General features: G+C 53.7%; 14 protein-coding genes. 6 read left to right on the top strand and 8 right to left on the bottom strand.

The features are described from left to right. Positions 1 to 27: 27 nt before the first annotated feature. Complete coding sequence (locus tag ACPGUT_RS07675) at positions 28 to 2,175, top strand: ComEC/Rec2 family competence protein (protein WP_423990025.1); 2,148 nt, start codon at positions 28 to 30, stop codon at positions 2,173 to 2,175. Here ACPGUT_RS07675 and lexA read toward each other — a convergent pair. The 7 genes from lexA to ACPGUT_RS07640 form a co-directional block, all read right to left on the bottom strand. Next, the gene (gene lexA / locus ACPGUT_RS07670; protein ID WP_423990023.1) at positions 2,169 to 2,861 is read right to left on the bottom strand and encodes a transcriptional repressor LexA; all 693 of its coding nucleotides are present in this window, start codon (positions 2,859 to 2,861) and stop codon (positions 2,169 to 2,171) included. The two genes, ACPGUT_RS07675 and lexA, sit on opposite strands and share 7 nt — an antisense overlap. Positions 2,862 to 3,012: 151 nt before the next feature. Then, positions 3,013 to 4,185 carry a gephyrin-like molybdotransferase Glp gene (glp, locus tag ACPGUT_RS07665; RefSeq protein WP_423990021.1) on the bottom strand — a complete coding sequence of 391 codons (1,173 nt, stop codon included), beginning with the start codon at positions 4,183 to 4,185 and terminating at the stop codon, positions 3,013 to 3,015. Continuing rightward, entirely contained in the window at positions 4,182 to 4,679 is a 498-nt protein-coding gene (gene moaC, locus ACPGUT_RS07660) for a cyclic pyranopterin monophosphate synthase MoaC (RefSeq protein WP_423990019.1), read from the bottom strand. The genes glp and moaC overlap by 4 nt, the downstream gene beginning before the upstream one ends. Then, positions 4,679 to 5,491 carry an indole-3-glycerol phosphate synthase TrpC gene (gene trpC, locus ACPGUT_RS07655; RefSeq protein WP_423990017.1) on the bottom strand — a complete coding sequence of 271 codons (813 nt, stop codon included), beginning with the start codon at positions 5,489 to 5,491 and terminating at the stop codon, positions 4,679 to 4,681. Before trpC ends, moaC begins: the two co-directional genes overlap by 1 nt. A gap of 56 nt (positions 5,492 to 5,547) precedes the next feature. Beyond that, entirely contained in the window at positions 5,548 to 6,189 is a 642-nt protein-coding gene (locus ACPGUT_RS07650; RefSeq protein ID WP_423990015.1) for a uracil-DNA glycosylase, read from the bottom strand. Continuing rightward, entirely contained in the window at positions 6,189 to 7,202 is a 1,014-nt protein-coding gene (gene trpD, locus ACPGUT_RS07645) for an anthranilate phosphoribosyltransferase (RefSeq protein WP_423990013.1), read from the bottom strand. The genes ACPGUT_RS07650 and trpD overlap by 1 nt, the downstream gene beginning before the upstream one ends. 28 nt (positions 7,203 to 7,230) lie before the next feature. Continuing rightward, positions 7,231 to 7,839: an anthranilate synthase component II gene (locus ACPGUT_RS07640; RefSeq protein WP_423990011.1), complete on the bottom strand. Its 609-nt coding sequence runs from the start codon at positions 7,837 to 7,839 to the stop codon at positions 7,231 to 7,233. Between the two features lie 227 nt (positions 7,840 to 8,066). Here ACPGUT_RS07640 and ACPGUT_RS07635 point away from each other — a divergent pair, with 227 nt between their 5' ends. After that, positions 8,067 to 9,593, top strand: a complete 1,527-nt coding sequence (locus ACPGUT_RS07635) for a divergent polysaccharide deacetylase family protein (RefSeq protein WP_423990009.1) — start codon at positions 8,067 to 8,069, stop codon at positions 9,591 to 9,593. 190 nt (positions 9,594 to 9,783) lie between these two features. Here ACPGUT_RS07635 and ACPGUT_RS07630 read toward each other — a convergent pair whose 3' ends face one another. Further along, entirely contained in the window at positions 9,784 to 10,365 is a 582-nt protein-coding gene (locus ACPGUT_RS07630) for a YcbK family protein (RefSeq protein ID WP_423990007.1), read from the bottom strand. Positions 10,366 to 10,744: 379 nt separating this feature from the next. On the opposite strand from ACPGUT_RS07630, the gene ACPGUT_RS07625 reads away from it, so the two are divergent. Genes ACPGUT_RS07625 through ACPGUT_RS07610 form a run of 4 tightly spaced genes read left to right on the top strand, consistent with a single transcriptional unit; the run spans position 10,745 to position 15,056 of the window. Further along, a complete protein-coding gene (locus tag ACPGUT_RS07625) occupies positions 10,745 to 12,364 on the top strand; it encodes a L,D-transpeptidase family protein (RefSeq protein ID WP_423990005.1) in 1,620 nt (539 codons plus the stop codon). A 42-nt stretch (positions 12,365 to 12,406) separates the two neighbouring features. Beyond that, positions 12,407 to 13,546 carry a UDP-3-O-(3-hydroxymyristoyl)glucosamine N-acyltransferase gene (locus tag ACPGUT_RS07620; RefSeq protein ID WP_423990003.1) on the top strand — a complete coding sequence of 380 codons (1,140 nt, stop codon included), beginning with the start codon at positions 12,407 to 12,409 and terminating at the stop codon, positions 13,544 to 13,546. 31 nt (positions 13,547 to 13,577) lie between these two features. Next, positions 13,578 to 13,841, top strand: a complete 264-nt coding sequence (locus ACPGUT_RS07615) for an acyl carrier protein (RefSeq protein WP_423990001.1) — start codon at positions 13,578 to 13,580, stop codon at positions 13,839 to 13,841. A 3-nt stretch (positions 13,842 to 13,844) separates the two neighbouring features. Then, a complete protein-coding gene (locus ACPGUT_RS07610) occupies positions 13,845 to 15,056 on the top strand; it encodes a beta-ketoacyl-[acyl-carrier-protein] synthase family protein (protein WP_423989999.1) in 1,212 nt (403 codons plus the stop codon). Positions 15,057 to 15,378: the final 322 nt, after the last annotated feature.

The raw sequence follows: 15,378 nt of genomic DNA, 5'->3' as shown, positions 1-15,378 counted from the left end.
ATGGTTTGAACATGTAATTCATTAAGAATGAGCAAACATGTGTGGCAATATTTCGATCTGAACGCGGTTTTGGCACGTCAACGTGGCGGGCTGTTTCCCTGGTGCGCCGTTTTGTTCGGGGTGGGTGTTGGTATTTATTTTATGCTTTCCCGAGAGCCAAGCACATGGGCGTTGACGGGGCTGACGCTGGGGTTTCTTCTTTTGCTGACCGGAGCTTGGCGTTCATCTGAACATCTGTCTCCCTTCTTTGGCGGGGCTGCCTGGGTCATCGCTGGCGTTCTTGTGGCTGCACTGCACGCCCATGCTGCGCGGGCGCCTGTGTTGGGGTTCCGCTATTACGGCCCGGTGGAAGGCACCGTGATCGCTGTGGATCGTTCGCACGGCGGAAAAATCCGGATGATGATGGATCAGGTGGTGCTTCGGAATATGTCGCCAGATCGTACGCCTGAACGTGTCCGAATTTCATTGCATGGGGATTCTGATCCGGATGCGCGGCCCGCATATGATGGTTTTGTCCCCCTGATACCCGAAATTGGACAAAATTTGGTTTTGACGGCGCATTTATCTCCGCCACCTGGCCCGGCAGAGCCCGGAGGGTTTGACTTCCGCAGATACGCCTGGTTTCAGAAATTGGGTGCGATTGGTTATACACGCACGCCGGTTCTGCAGATCAGGCCGCCAGAGACAACTGGATTTTGGCTGCGGGTGAACCGTTTGCGGGGGGGCATGTCTGCACTTATTCGACGAAATATCAAAGGTGAAGCAGGGGCTTTTGCCGTCGCGATTAGCACAGGCGACCGATCTGCCATGTCACAAGTAACAACCACGGCCCTGCGCGGATCGAACCTTTCACATCTGTTGGCGATTTCCGGGTTGCATATGGGGTTGCTTACGGGGGTTGTCTTTACTGGGTTGCGATGGTTCCTGGTTCTGATTCCTGGCGTTGGCCTGCACTGGCCTGTTCGCAAACTGGCGGCTGCCGGTGCAATGATGACCGGGGCAGTTTACCTGACGCTGTCCGGTGGGAATGTTGCGACGGTGCGGGCCTTTATAATGGTCAGTGTGTTGTTCATCGCGGTTCTACTTGGGCGACGTGCACTGACAGTGAACGCAGTTGCGCTTGCCGCGATTGTTGTCTTGCTCATTAGCCCTGAGGCGCTGGTTGGACCGGGGTTTCAGATGTCATTTGCGGCAACAACGGCCCTTGTCGTTGTCTTTGGAAATTTAAAAGGCACAACTGTTTTATCACGCATTCCACCGGTGTTGCGCGGGGCGTTTGCTGTGGTGGCGTCCTCCTTTATCGCTGGGGCGGCGACGGCTCCGGTTGCGGCAGCGCATTTCAACCAGATCGCGCAATATGGATTGTTGGCCAATGTTCTGTCCGTGCCTGTGATGGGGGCGGTGGTTGTACCTGCTGGGGTGGTGGCCTTGTTATTGGAACCATTCGGATTAGGCTGGATCGGGTTTTGGGTGATGGAATGGGGGATACGCTGGATCCTAGGTGTCGCGGATTTCGTATCACAACTTGAGGGAGCCGTCTGGAAAGTTCCAACACCGCAATGGTTTGTGTTACCGTTGATTGCAGGTGGAGGATTATGGCTTGTGCTGTGGCGGGGGAAGCCGAACAGGGTTGGCATCCCGATTATGTTGTCTGGGGTATTCCTGTGGGTGCAGGTTGAAAGGCCTGTTCTGTTAATCGCAGAAAGTGGCAAGCTGATTGGCGTGATGAGCGAACAGGGGCGTGCTTTGTCAAAACCGAGAGGGGACGGTTTTGCGGCGCGCAACTGGTTGGAAAACGATGGCGATGCTGTCTCTCAGGCGGATGCCGCAGCCCGTCCGGGCTTTGATAGATCGGAAGGCGGACATGCGGTGATGTTGGTTGGAACACAGTTTGTCCTGTTGGCCGGGCGCGGGGCACGGGATCGAATTGCGCCAATGTGCCGTGATGACAATTGGCTGATATACGGTGGGAAAATCCAAGGGCTTCCGGCTGTGGAAGGATGCAATCTTCTGACAGAGCGTAGTCTGCGAAAAACCGGAAGTATTGCTGTGTTTTATGATCGCAATAGCCCGAAAGGCATCCGAATAGTCACATCATCAGCTTTGGCAGGGGATCGGTTGTGGTTGAGGCGGCGGCAAATGCCGCATCAACCCGTTTCTGGAGCAAATCAGTAGGTGCGGATCAGACCGACAAGCTTTCCTTGAATTTCAACCTGACCTTCGGGCAGCATCCGGGTTTCATAAGCCGGATTAGCAGCTTCTAACGCGATCATGTCACCCTTACGGCGAAAGCGTTTCAAAGTGGCTTCATATCCTTCGATCTGGGCAACCACGATATCACCGCTGCTGGCTGACATGGTTTCGCGAATAACAACAACATCGCCATTGTTGATGCCCGCGTTGATCATGGAATCACCTTTTACTTCAAGGGCGTAATGGTTGTCATTGCTGGTCAACATTTGTCCGGGAACGCCAATGTTACGTGACCCGTCTTCCAGGGCCTCAATCGGTACACCGGCCGCAATTTTACCCATGATCGGCAGGTTGGCCACATCACTGGTATGCACAGCCTGTGCCGAAGCGGGGGTCTGATCCGGTCGATCACCATTGATCACCTGCGGCGTAAAGCCCCCGGCGTTTTCCATAGCGTCTGGCAGTTTTACGATTTCGATGGCACGGGCACGATGGGCCAAGCGGCGGATGAAACCCCGTTCTTCCAGTGCGGTGATCAGGCGGTGAATGCCCGATTTGGATCGCAGATCCAGTGCTTCTTTCATTTCATCAAATGAGGGGGGGACACCATCACGCTGAACACGTTTGTTAATGAATGACAGCAGCTCAAGTTGCTTTTTCGTCAGCATTTTCAGACCCTCAGTGGTTGTGTGTCTGGGTTTTATACATGCTGTATGAAACCCTTTAATCAGTTGCGCGTTCGGGTCTTGTTCTATCGATGTTCTTGCTTTGTGTCAACTGCTTCGCAAGATGCGCAGACGGCAGCGTACAGTCTGGCCCTTAGATATCGATGTATTCCACGATCGTTCCAGCAGTTTGTTCCTGCTTTAGTGGGGCAACCACGACAAGGGCGTTGGCATTGGCATAGACAGATAAAAGAGAGCTGTCCTGGCGCGCATGAACTGTCAGTTTTCCGTCACGCAATGTGGCCCGCATATAATGTTCGCGTGGACCGTTGCTGCGCAGATCTTCTGCCAAGGGCGCGGTTTTGCGTTCCATCGGTGTTGCGACAAAACCCAGCATATGACGCAATATTGGCAGAATGAAAACCTGTGCACACACCATAGATGATACCGGATTTCCCGGCAGTCCGATCATGGGGATATCACCAATTTTTCCTGCCATCAGTGGTTTGCCCGGGCGCATAGCAACTTTATAAAACGAAGGTTCCATCCCCATGGATGTCGCCACGGGTCGCACCAGATCATGATCACCAACCGAAGCCCCACCAAGGGTAACAATCAGGTGGGCCCCTGCGCAAAGTTCAAACCCCTGGCGCAGCGAGGTTTCGTTATCACGTGCAATGGGCAAAAGACGGGCTTCACCGCCGTTGGCCTCGATCAGGGCCTTCAGACCGCAACCATTTGAGGCAATGATCTGATCTTCGTTCGGGGTTTCTCCGGGTTGTACCAGTTCATCCCCCGTGGCGAGAACCGCAATCACAGGTTTACGCGTTACAGTGATGTTCGGTTGGTTCATCGCAGCCAAAAGGGCGATGTCGCCGGGGCTCAGAATACGCGGGCCGTCCATGCGAAAGCCCGCGTCAAAATCATTGCCGGCAGGGCGGATATTGCCCTTGCTTTCTATTTCTGTGTTGAGGGTAATTACATTCCCCTGGCGTGTGGTGTCTTCTTGAATGACGACATGATCACAGCCTTCAGGCAGGGGGGCTCCTGTGAAAATCCGCACACATTGTCCGGCACGGACCTTGCCTGAATAGCGCGCGCCCGCAGCACTTTCGCCAACAACCATGAACTGTGCCTGGGGCTGCAATTCGACTGATTTCAGCGCATACCCATCCATGGCAGAGGCTGCAAAAGGCGGTTGGTTACGTGTGGCTTGATGGGGGGCTGCCAACGTACGACCAGCGGCATCTTTCAGATCAACCACTTCAGTTTCCAGCGGCGAAATCAGAGCAAAACAGGCATCTAGCGCCTCAGAAACAGAAATCATGTATTGGCCTCGTAGCGTCCGGATTTGCCGCCGTCTTTCAGGCGCACGGAAATCGCGCCGATTTCCATCGCCTTATCAATCGCCTTCAGCATGTCATAGATCGTCAGTGCGGCGGTGGAGACCGCTGTCAGCGCTTCCATCTCAACGCCGGTCTGGCCGGTGGTTTTGACGGTGGCTTCAATGCGTACACCGGGCAGGGTCTCGTCGGGTGTTAAATCGACCGAAACTTTGGTGATCGGAAGAGGGTGACACAGAGGGATGAGGTCTGAACATTTCTTTGCCCCCATGATCCCGGCCAGCTGTGCAACGCCCAGAACATCACCCTTTTTGGCGCGATTTTCTTGAACGACTAGAAGTGTTTCCACGTTCATCTTAATGTGACCGGCGGCCGTGGCGATGCGTGACGTAACCGCCTTTTCTGACACATCAACCATATGGGCCTGGCCATCTGCATTGAAATGGGTCAGGCCGGAGGCATGTGTGTCATTGCTCATCACGCGGCTCCTGGCATCAGTGGGTTGGCAAGCAAGGTACGAGTTGCAGTCTCCACATCATCCTTACGCATCAGGCTTTCGCCGATCAGGAATGTACGCGCACCATAACGGGCCATATCGGCCAGATCTTCGGGCGTGTTCAGGCCACTTTCGCAGACAATTAGACGATCCGTTGGTACCATGCGTGACAGGGTACGGGTGGTGTCCAGCGTGGTTTCGAATGTCTTAAGATTGCGGTTGTTGATGCCCATCAACGGGCTTTTCAACTTGCAGGCGCGCTCAAGTTCTTCTTCGTTGTGAACCTCAAGCAGCACATCCATGCCCCAGGCAAAAGCCGCGTCTTCGAGTTCTTGCGCCTGGGCGTCAGATGTCGACGCCAGAATGATCAGGATACAATCGGCCCCAAGTGCGCGGGCCTCGGCCACCTGATAGGTGTCATACATGAAATCCTTGCGCAGGGCGGGTAGGGATGTTGCATTGCGGGCTGCGACCAGAAATTCATCAGCACCTTGGAAGCTTGGCGTGTCAGTTAGCACGGACAGGCAGGTTGCGCCGCCGTCTTCATAGGCTTTTGCCAGAATTGGCGGATTGAAATCTTCACGGATCAACCCTTTGGACGGACTGGCTTTTTTGACCTCTGCAATCAGCGCGTAACCACTATGGGCCGCTTTATGCAGGGCGTCGGAAAAACCACGGGTTGCGGATGCTTCGCGGGCGCTCGCTTCGACCTCGGATAAAGGGCGGGCGGCCTTGCGGGCGGCGACTTCTTCAAGCTTGTAAGCTTTGATTTTATCAAGAACAGTCTGTGTCATAGCCAATGTTTACGCCGCTGGGACGGGCCATGCAACGGGAAAGCGGGGGCTGAATGTCACGCCCAGATGATCGCGGATTTACCTTGTGTTTCGAGCCATGTGTTCACGGATGAAAAGGGTTTTGATCCAAAGAAACCTTTGCGCGCGGATAAAGGCGAAGGATGGGCCGTTTTGAGGACCAGATGATCCCCCGGCGTGAGGTGTTCTTCCATCTTATGTGCCTGTGCTCCCCATAGTAGAAAGGCACAGGGTTGTTTCGACACATCTGTCAGTACTTCTTGTGTAAGCCTTTGCCAGCCAATCTTTTTGTGACCATTGGCTTCACCGGTGGGGACGGACAACACCGTGTTTAAAAGCAGTACCCCCTGCTGTGCCCAAGGTCGAAGATCAGCATTCAGAGGCGCAGCACCGATGTCATCAATCATTTCTTTATAAATGTTGTTCAATGACCGCGGCAGCGGACGTACATCGGGCTCTGCAGAAAAAGCCAGACCATGGGCGTGACCAGGGGTGGGATAGGGATCTTGCCCCAAGATCACAACTTTCACGTCACTAGGTGCACAAATATCCAGTGCAGCGAAACGTTGGTGTGCCGGGGGCAGGATATCACGGGGATCCTGCGCGATTGTACGTTCAATCGCGGGTAGGTTTTCTTTGAAAAAGGACAGGTGGGCCCAAGGTTTTGGGATGGTATGCATCAGTTTGATGTGATTGCGGCAAGTGCCTCGATTTTACCAAGTGCCGCGCGGCTGTCGATGGAGGTTGCAGCCATCTCAACGCCTTGTTTCAAATCACTTGCATGATCTGCCACAACCAAGGCCGCGGCCGAGTTCAGAAGAACCGCGTCGCGATAGGCAGATTTTTCACCGTTTAAAAGTGCGCGGAAGGCGATAGCGTTTTCTTCAGGGCTGCCGCCCATAATGGCTTCAAATGGATGTTCTGGTAGGCCGGCATTTTCGGGGTGGATCTCACGCATTTCAACGCGGTTATCTTCCAGGGCTGCAACCCAGGACACGCCTGCGATGGACAGCTCATCCGTGCCGTCAGATCCGTGCACAAGCCAGGCTTTTTCCGACCCGAGTTTTTGTAAGGTCAGCGCCATCGGTTCGATCAAGTCCCGGGAAAACGCGCCTGTCAGTTGTCGTTTCGCGCCAGCCGGATTGGTCAATGGGCCAAGAATATTAAAGATCGTGCGACAGCCAAGTTCCGCGCGCGTCGGCATCACATGGGCAATCGCCGGGTGGTGCATTGGCGCCATCATAAAGGCAATGCCGCAATCTTTCAGGGCGCGTTCCACGACGTCCACACCCACCATCACATTCACGCCCATTTGACCCAGCGCATCGGCTGCGCCGGATTTCGACGACAGGTTGCGGTTGCCATGTTTCGCGACCGTCACGCCTGCGCCAGCCACAACAAAAGCGGTGGCGGTGGAAATGTTCAACGTGCCTTTGCCATCGCCGCCTGTGCCCACAATATCCATCGCACCGGCGGGCGCGTTCACCGCATTGCATTTTTCGCGCATCACCGCGGCAGCGGCGGCGTATTCTTCCACAGTTTCGCCGCGCGTGCGCAGGGCCATCAGCAGGCCACCACATTGTGATGGGGTCGCATCGCCTTCAAACAGGATCTGGAAAGCTTTGCGAGCCTGATCTGCGTTCAAGGGGCCATCAGCTGCGGCGTCGATCAGGGGTTTGAGGGCGTCACTCATGTCTGTGGCTCCGGTCTTATTACTGCGCTCAGGCGGCGGGTTGTTTCACATCGCCCGAGGCAAGCCCCGGAACCGTATCAAGGAAGTTTTTCAACAGCTTATGCCCGTGTTCAGAGGCAATGCTTTCGGGATGAAACTGCACGCCGTGAATGGGAAGCTCCTTGTGACGCAGTCCCATAATTGTGCCATCTTCCAGCCAAGCGTTAGCTTCTAGGCAGTCGGGCAGCGTATCCCGATCAACCACCAAAGAATGGTAGCGGGTCGCGTCAAATGGGCTGGGCAAATCTTTGAAAGCGCCCGTATCATCATGGTGCATTTTGCCCATTTTACCATGTACGATTTCATGACAGCGCACGACATCTCCGCCAAAGGCCTCGCCGATGGTTTGATGGCCAAGACATACGCCAAACAGGGGCAGTTTTGCGTCAGCCGCAGCCAGGGTCAGCGGCAGACAAATGCCCGCATCCTTGGGCGCTTTCGGACCTGGGGACAGCAAAATCGCATCCGCGCCCATACCCATGGCTTCCTGCACGTCCAGCGCGTCATTGCGTTTCACAACAACCTCTGTGCCAAGCTCGCCAAGGTAGTGTACCAGGTTCCAGGTGAAACTGTCATAATTGTCAATCAGCAGCAGCATTTGGCCATATTTCCGTATTTGATGGTAAATGGGGGTGTTCCCCGGAATGTCCCGCGTTATACATGTTCAGAGACAGAGCAAAGGGTCAAGCCCCGGCGACCAGAGCTTCGGCGCAACAGTGGTAAATTCACTGAAATGTGTCGGCTTTCCGTTCCGGGAGACCCGTAGGTTAATCAGTCTGGTGTTCATCCAGTGTTAAGAAACACATAATAATTTGAGGATAACATATGGCACGTGGAATTCTGGCAGGGATGCTGACAGGCGCGGTCGTCGGTGGGACAGGGCTTGGGTTGATTTCCCTGATGGGCGAACTGCCCAAAGATGTGACGGTAACTGAAACAACAGAAGCCGTCGCGACGCAGGAAACGCCTGTTGAACAACCAGAAGTGTCTGAGCCCCCAACACCTGAAGTGCTGGAAGCAGAAATTATTGCCGATGCTGTCGATCAGGATGAAGTCACGGAACCACAGGTTAACACTCCTCAAGATGCTATTGTTATTGCAGATGAAGTTGTCACTGCAGTGGAGGAGGCGATTGCTTCTGATGTTGAAAGCGTTGCGACAGCAGATCAAGATCTAACGTCCGATAAAAACATGCCGACTGCGGATGCCGCAGCAGAGGCGGATATCACGGAACCGGACCAATCTGAAACTATAACAGAAAGTGCGATCCCCGATGGGGCGGAGGGGAACAGCCCTGAGATCTCTCAGGTTGAAGCCGAAAATATTGACCCTGATGTGATTTTCCCAGTGGATGACGGCGCAGTTGAACCTCAGATTGTGCCGGATTTGGAAGTGCCTCTTACTCAAGCTCCGGAAATTCCGGCGATTGAAGTTGCAGAGGTTCCGCCATCGGATGATGCAAATGTTGCTGAAACCCAGGATGCCACACAAGGCAGTGGGATCGGGCAACAGGTTGGATCAGGGTTTTCTGCACCTGCGGGTCGGCTGAGTACGCTTCGCGAAGGCGCAGAAATCAGCAGTGGTGATGTGCCCACGACACCAGGATTGGTCGCAACCCCTGGATTCGGAGGGGCAAGTGGTGATGACATTCAGGGCGATGAGATCACATCAGAACCCAATGCGTTGAAAGACAATGCAATCGCTTTTGAGGTGCCTGCCGGGAAATCTTTGATGGCTGTTATTCTGTTGGATGATGGTGGCACAGAAGCTGCGGAATTGCGCAATCGTCTGGCAGATCTGCCATTTCCGGTGAATGTCGCGGTTGATGCGGCAACACCCCGTGCCGGTGATGATGCCGCGCAGGTGCGCAGTGCAGGGCATGAGGTTCTGACATTGCTTTCTTTGCCAAGAGGGGCGATTCCTTCGGATGTCGAAACAGGCTTCCAAAGCGTGCGTAAATTGGTGCCCGATGCCGTTGCGGTAATTGATAACATTGGTGGGCAGATCGCATCTGATCGTGCGGTTGCAACTCAGCTGTCACTGGCGCTTGCAGAAAGCGGGCATGGACTTGTGTTGTATAATGCGGGCCTGAATACGGCGGCGCAGCTGGCAGGCCGGGCAGGGGTTCCGAACACGCAGGTATTTCGTAACCTTGCGAGTGTTGGGGAAAACGCCCATGCGATACGGCGTATGCTGCAGCGGGCTGAGTTCAAGGCACGCCAAGACGGCGATGTGGTTCTTACCGGCAAGCTGAACGCAGAAACGCTGCGGGCGCTGCAGGAATGGGCCCTTGATGATCGCAGCGGACAGACAGTGCTTGCGCCTGTGTCCGCTGTGCTTTTGCAGCAATAGCAGGCTTTGAGGGCAGGTTTTAGTTTTGGGAAAAATGCACTGCCGAAGAGGATTTGGCAGTGCATTTGATTCGAAAGTGACGCAGATCACGCATCCCGCAACGGCCTAGCGAACAGGCTGTCGAGCAATAAACTGTTTTAAAAGTAAAGGTCTTGTGAGGGTAGGGCAGTGAAGACTGCCCTGTGCCGGATTAACGACCCCAGGTGCGAACCTGACCGCAATCCATATGGACAAAGTTAGAGCTTGAATAGCGACCGACGCCACCTGCAGCGCAGGCTTTTGCAGCGTTAAACATCTGACCGACGGAACGGTTGGAAAGACGCAGATCGGCAGCTTTACCCTGCATATGCAGGGAGTTGCGTGCAACGCCGCGCGAACGCGAACGCAGCATAGCGTTGGTCGCCGGAGAGCGGTAGCCGGACAGCATCAGATAAGGTTCATTAACGTCCAACAGATTATGTGCCGCGGCCATAATATCAATCGTACGCGTGTCCATATTGGTCGCTTCGTCACGACGCCAGTCACGCATGAAGTAATTGATATCCGTCAGTGCTTCGCGGATGTATTCGCCTTCGATCCAGTAAACTGTATCAATGGATTCACCTGTGCGACCGGAATGCATGCGGATCTTGCGAACGTCACCAGCCCCACGCAGGATACCTGCCGCCTTTGAAAAGCTGGGTGCTGCAACTGTAGCTGTCGCAGCAAAAGCCGCGAGAACGCCACGTCGTGTGAATGCAGTGGATTTCGCCTTTGAAATACCAGAAGTCATAATCTTGCCCATCGGCCGTCTGTCCCGTCGTTACCTGCCAAAGCCAAGCACAAAATACCGGTGTCCCCCGGTATCTGCGTTCCATGGCAGTGGATTGGCAGAATTTCATCTCATCCCCAGATGCACGGGTCTTATGACATATTACGAATCATCCGCCAAGACTGGTTTCTGTTACAAGGGTAAAACCCCATAAAACCGGCAAAACTTTGCTTAAATGACACGATTTTAAGGTTTTTCCCCGTATTTTCAGCCTTGTCAGTATAGCTGCCGGATAAAATAAGATGCTGTCTGAGAAGTGATTGGACAGCATCGCTTCCATCTACCAGGTTTTTCGCGCATATAGCGGTAGTCTGCGTAAGGGTCTTACAGGGGTTCAGGAATGACACTTTTACTTAATCGATTTCGCATAACGCGTGCATTTGTTTTTATGTGTGCTGTTGTGCTTGCAGCCGGGCTTGGGGCTTCTGATGCATCTGCACAGAATACAGCCTTCCGTCAGGCGGTTGCCGAAGCCGCTTCGGGGAATGAAGCGCTTGCGGAATTTTACCGTACACGAAATTACGAAGCCGTCTGGACAGGCCGTGCTGGCCGAGATCGTTCCCGCCGCCGCGCCTTTCTGAGTGCGCTTGCAAAAGCAGGGGACCACGGCTTGCCGGTTGCCCGCTATAACCCGGAAGAAATTCGTTCCATGCTGCGTGCTGCCCGTTCGCCCCGTGAACGTGGTCTTGCCGAGGTGAAACTTTCCGAGATGTATATCACTTGGGCGACAGATCTGCGGTCTGGTGTTATTCGTAACCCACGTCGTATTGACGATGGTATCGTGCGTGAGATTGCGCGCCCTGCGCCTGCGTCTCTGATGAATGCATTGGTTGAAAGTTCCCCAAATGCGTTGTTCCGCAGCTTTGCGCCACGCACCCCGGAATACACGCGTTTGATGGAAGAAAAGACCCGCTTTGAACGCTTGCTGGCCCGTGGTGGCTGGGGGGCGACAGTTCCGGGTTCTAAATATGAACCAGGTGCAAGCGGTGCAGGTGTTGTTGCGCTGCGTGATCGTCTGATTGCGATGGGGTATATCCGTCGTTCCAACACGCAAACCTATGATGGAACCATTCAGGCCGCAGTTCAGCAGTTTCAGATTGATCACGGTCTGAACCCTGATGGCGTTGCGGGCGAAGGCACTTTGCGTGAAATTAATACCCCGGCCGCAAACCGACTGGCGTCTATTGTTGTTGCAATGGAACGTGAACGCTGGGTGAATCAGGAACGTGGCAGCCGTCATGTTCTGGTTAATATCCCGGATTTTCAAGCGCAGATCATTGATAATGGTCAGGTGACATTTCAGACACGTTCCGTGGTTGGTGCCAATGACAGCGATCGTCGTACGCCAGAGTTCTCGGATACTATGGAACACATGGTCATCAACCCAACCTGGAATGTTCCGCGTTCGATCGCTGTGAAAGAATATCTGCCGATGATGCAGCGTAATCCGGGTGCTGCCGGTCATTTGCGCCTGGTGAACGCTTCGGGGCAGACAGTGGATCGTGCGGGCATTGATTTCAGCCAATATAATGAACGGACATTCCCGTTTAATCTGAAACAGCCTCCTTCACGTCGCAACGCGCTGGGGCTTGTGAAATTCATGTTCCCAAACCGCTACAACATCTATTTGCATGATACGCCGGCGAAAAACCTGTTTTCACGCGAAACCCGTGCGTTTTCTCATGGCTGTATTCGTCTGAATGACCCGTTTGATTTTGCCTATGCATTGCTTGCACCACAGGTGAGCAATCCAGAATCTTACTTTCAAGAACGCCTTGCAAGTGGAAATGAACGTGTTGTGCCGCTGGCGACACCTGTTCCTGTGCACCTGATCTACCGGACTGCGGTCACGCAACCACGTGGCAAGATCAACTTCCGTCGCGATATTTATGGCCGTGATGCGAAGATCTGGGATCATCTGAAAAATGCCGGGGTGGAATTGCGGGCGCGACGCGGGTAAACCTGTTCCCAAAGGGCGGCTGTTTCGCCCAGAGGGATCAGAATGCGTCATACAGTAAAAGATATTGCAACAGCGCTGGGGCTTGAAGCCGCCGGCGCTGTTTCTTTTGAAATCACCCATGCGGCAGAGCCTGTTGGCGCGGACTCTGATGCGCTGGCGCTGGCGATGAACCCTGCATATGCAGAAGGTCTGGCACAGGGAGAGGCACAGGTTGCCATGCTCTGGGAAGGGGCCGATTGGCAGGCGCTGGGGCTAAAGGCTGCAATTTTTGCACCACGTCCGCGATTTGCCATGTCTGGACTGACGCAAATGCTGGATCATGGATTGGGCCTTGCGCCGGGCATCCATGCGACCGCTGTGATTGCTTCCACTGCCCGGATCGGGGCTGGCGCGGCGATTGGGCCCTTTGTTGTGATCAATGCTGGTGTGGTGATCGGCGAAAATGCGCAGATCGCCAGCCATGTTTCAGTGGGGCGAAATAGCACCATCGGTGAGAGTTGCTTGATTCACCCTGGTGTGCGTATCGGATCCAATGTGCGTATTGGGGATCGTTTCATTGCCCAGGCGGGCGGTGCGATTGGCACGGATGGGTTTTCATTTGTGACCCCTGAAAAATCCGGCGTTGAAAAAGCACGCGAAAGCCTTGGCGATCAGGGCGAAGTCGCGAATGACGGGCAGGGTCAGGCTTGGATTCGCATTCATTCCCTTGGCGGTGTGGAAATCGGTGACGATGTGGAAACTGGTGGCAATGTTACGATTGATTCCGGAACGATCCGCGCAACACGTATTGGTCGCGGCACGAAACTAGATAATCAGGTGCATCTGGGACATAACGTGCAAGTAGGCGAAGACTGTCTGCTGTGCGGTCAGGTCGGCATTGCCGGATCCACCAGAATTGGCAATCGTGTGGTTATGGGGGGACAATGTGGTGCCTCTGATAACATTTTTATTGGCGATGATGTGGTGGCTGGTGGTGCCTCTAAGATCTTCACCAAAGTGCCAGCTGGCCGTGTGATCCTTGGGTCTCCTGCGGTGAAAATGGAAACTCAGGTTGAAATCAACAAAAGCTTGCGACGTTTGCCGCGGGCGTTGAAACAACTGGCCGAACTGAAGGCTGAATTTAAATCGGCCTTTGGATCTGATGTTCAAGAAACTGTTTCAAAAAGCGACGAAAAGAAGTAGATCTGCGTCAATGAAATCTGAGGTTCAGAATATGTCTGAGAGTATCGAAAAAAAAGTAATTGAAATCATTGCGGAACAGGCGGTTCTCGAAGTTTCAGATGTCTCGGCGACGTCTACTTTGGAAGAGTTGGGGATCGACAGTCTTGGGTTGGTCGAAAGCATTTTCGCCATTGAAGAAGCTTTTGACATCCAGGTGCCGTACAACGCCAATGAACCTTCGGAAAGTGATTTTGATATCTCTTCTGTTGCCTCTATCACCAAAGCCGTAACCGCACTTGTTGCAGAGCAATCATAGATCATGAAACGCGTTGTGATCACGGGTCAGGGGACGATTAATTCGCTTGGGCGATCTGTTGCTGAGACTCTGGAAGGATTTCGGGAAGGCCGTTGCGGCATTTCAGATTTAGAATTTCAGGATGTGGATCGCCTGTCGATTAAGATCGGCGGGCAGGTCAAAAATTATGATCCTGAGACTGAATTTAATCGCCAGCAAATCGCCTTATATGATCGCTATACCCAGTTCACCATGCTTGCCGCGCGGGAGGCGTTGACGCAATGCGGGCTGACCTTCGGGGGTGAACTTGCGGAACGATCCGGCGTTGTTTTAGGCACGTCGGGTGGCGGGATGCAGACCCTGGATGAAAACTACCGGACTGTTTATGAAGAAGGTAAAAACCGGGTGCATCCGTTTGTCGTGCCCAAGCTGATGAACAACGCGGCTGCCAGCCATGTTAGCATGAAATACAATCTCAAAGGCCCAAGTTTCACCGTCGCAAGCGCCTGTGCTTCGTCAAATCATGCGATGGGTCAAGCCTTCCAGATGATCCGTACAGGCATGTGTGATGTCATGGTAACCGGTGGATCAGAAAGCATGTTGTGTTTTGGTGGCGTGAAGGCATGGGAAGGGCTGCGCGTGATGTCACGCGATGCCTGTCGCCCATTTTCACTGGGGCGTAACGGCATGGTTCAGGGCGAAGGTGCGGGGGTGTTTGTCTTTGAAGAATACGAACATGCAAAAGCACGCGGTGCCGAAATTCTGGCGGAAGTCATTGGCTTTGCGATGACATCTGATGCATCTGATATTGTTATGCCTTCCAAACAAGGAGCAGCACGTGCGATTTCGGGGGCCATGCGTGATGCGCGTCTTAATCCGGAAGATGTGTGTTACATCAATGCCCACGGCACGGGCACCGCAGCCAATGACAAGACTGAATGTGCAGCCGTCGCGGATGTGTTTGGCACCCATGCGGATCACTTGATGATGTCGTCGACCAAGTCCATGCATGGCCATCTGATTGGTGGTACTGGGGCTGTGGAACTTCTCGCCTGTATCATGGCGCTGCGGGAGGGCGTGATTGCCCCGACCATCGGATATGAAGAGGCAGATCCGGAATGCGCGCTAGATGTCGTGCCCAATGTGGCCCGGGATGCCAATGTGGAGGTGGTGCTTTCTAATGCGTTTGCCTTTGGCGGGCTGAATGCGGTCCTTGCTTTGCGCAAAGCCCCTTAATAAGTACGTGGGTTTTCGTTCGTAATCTTCTGATGTCTCCGGACATTACGAAACCAGTATATTCCAAGGGATAGTGTGCAAAACACTGTGATTGCAGGTAGAAAAAACATCACATAGACGACCAGGCCGAGATCAACTGGGGGATTTGTGTCATGTCCAATCATGGCGAATCCGTGAAAAATTGCGAAAGCAGCCGATATAACAAGAAACCAGCCCGGACGGCGTTTTTTGAACAGAAGATGAAGGGCAAATAGTGCCGTTACCGGTAGGCTGAAAAATAGTAACACTTCACCAATTTGCTCAAGACTACCCGACATTGAAC

It is taken from the genome of Halocynthiibacter sp., assembly GCF_049608145.1.
GTDB lineage: Bacteria > Pseudomonadota > Alphaproteobacteria > Rhodobacterales > Rhodobacteraceae > Halocynthiibacter.
Note: the sequence above shows the minus strand (reverse complement) of the source record. Positions and strands in the feature narration are given on the sequence as shown.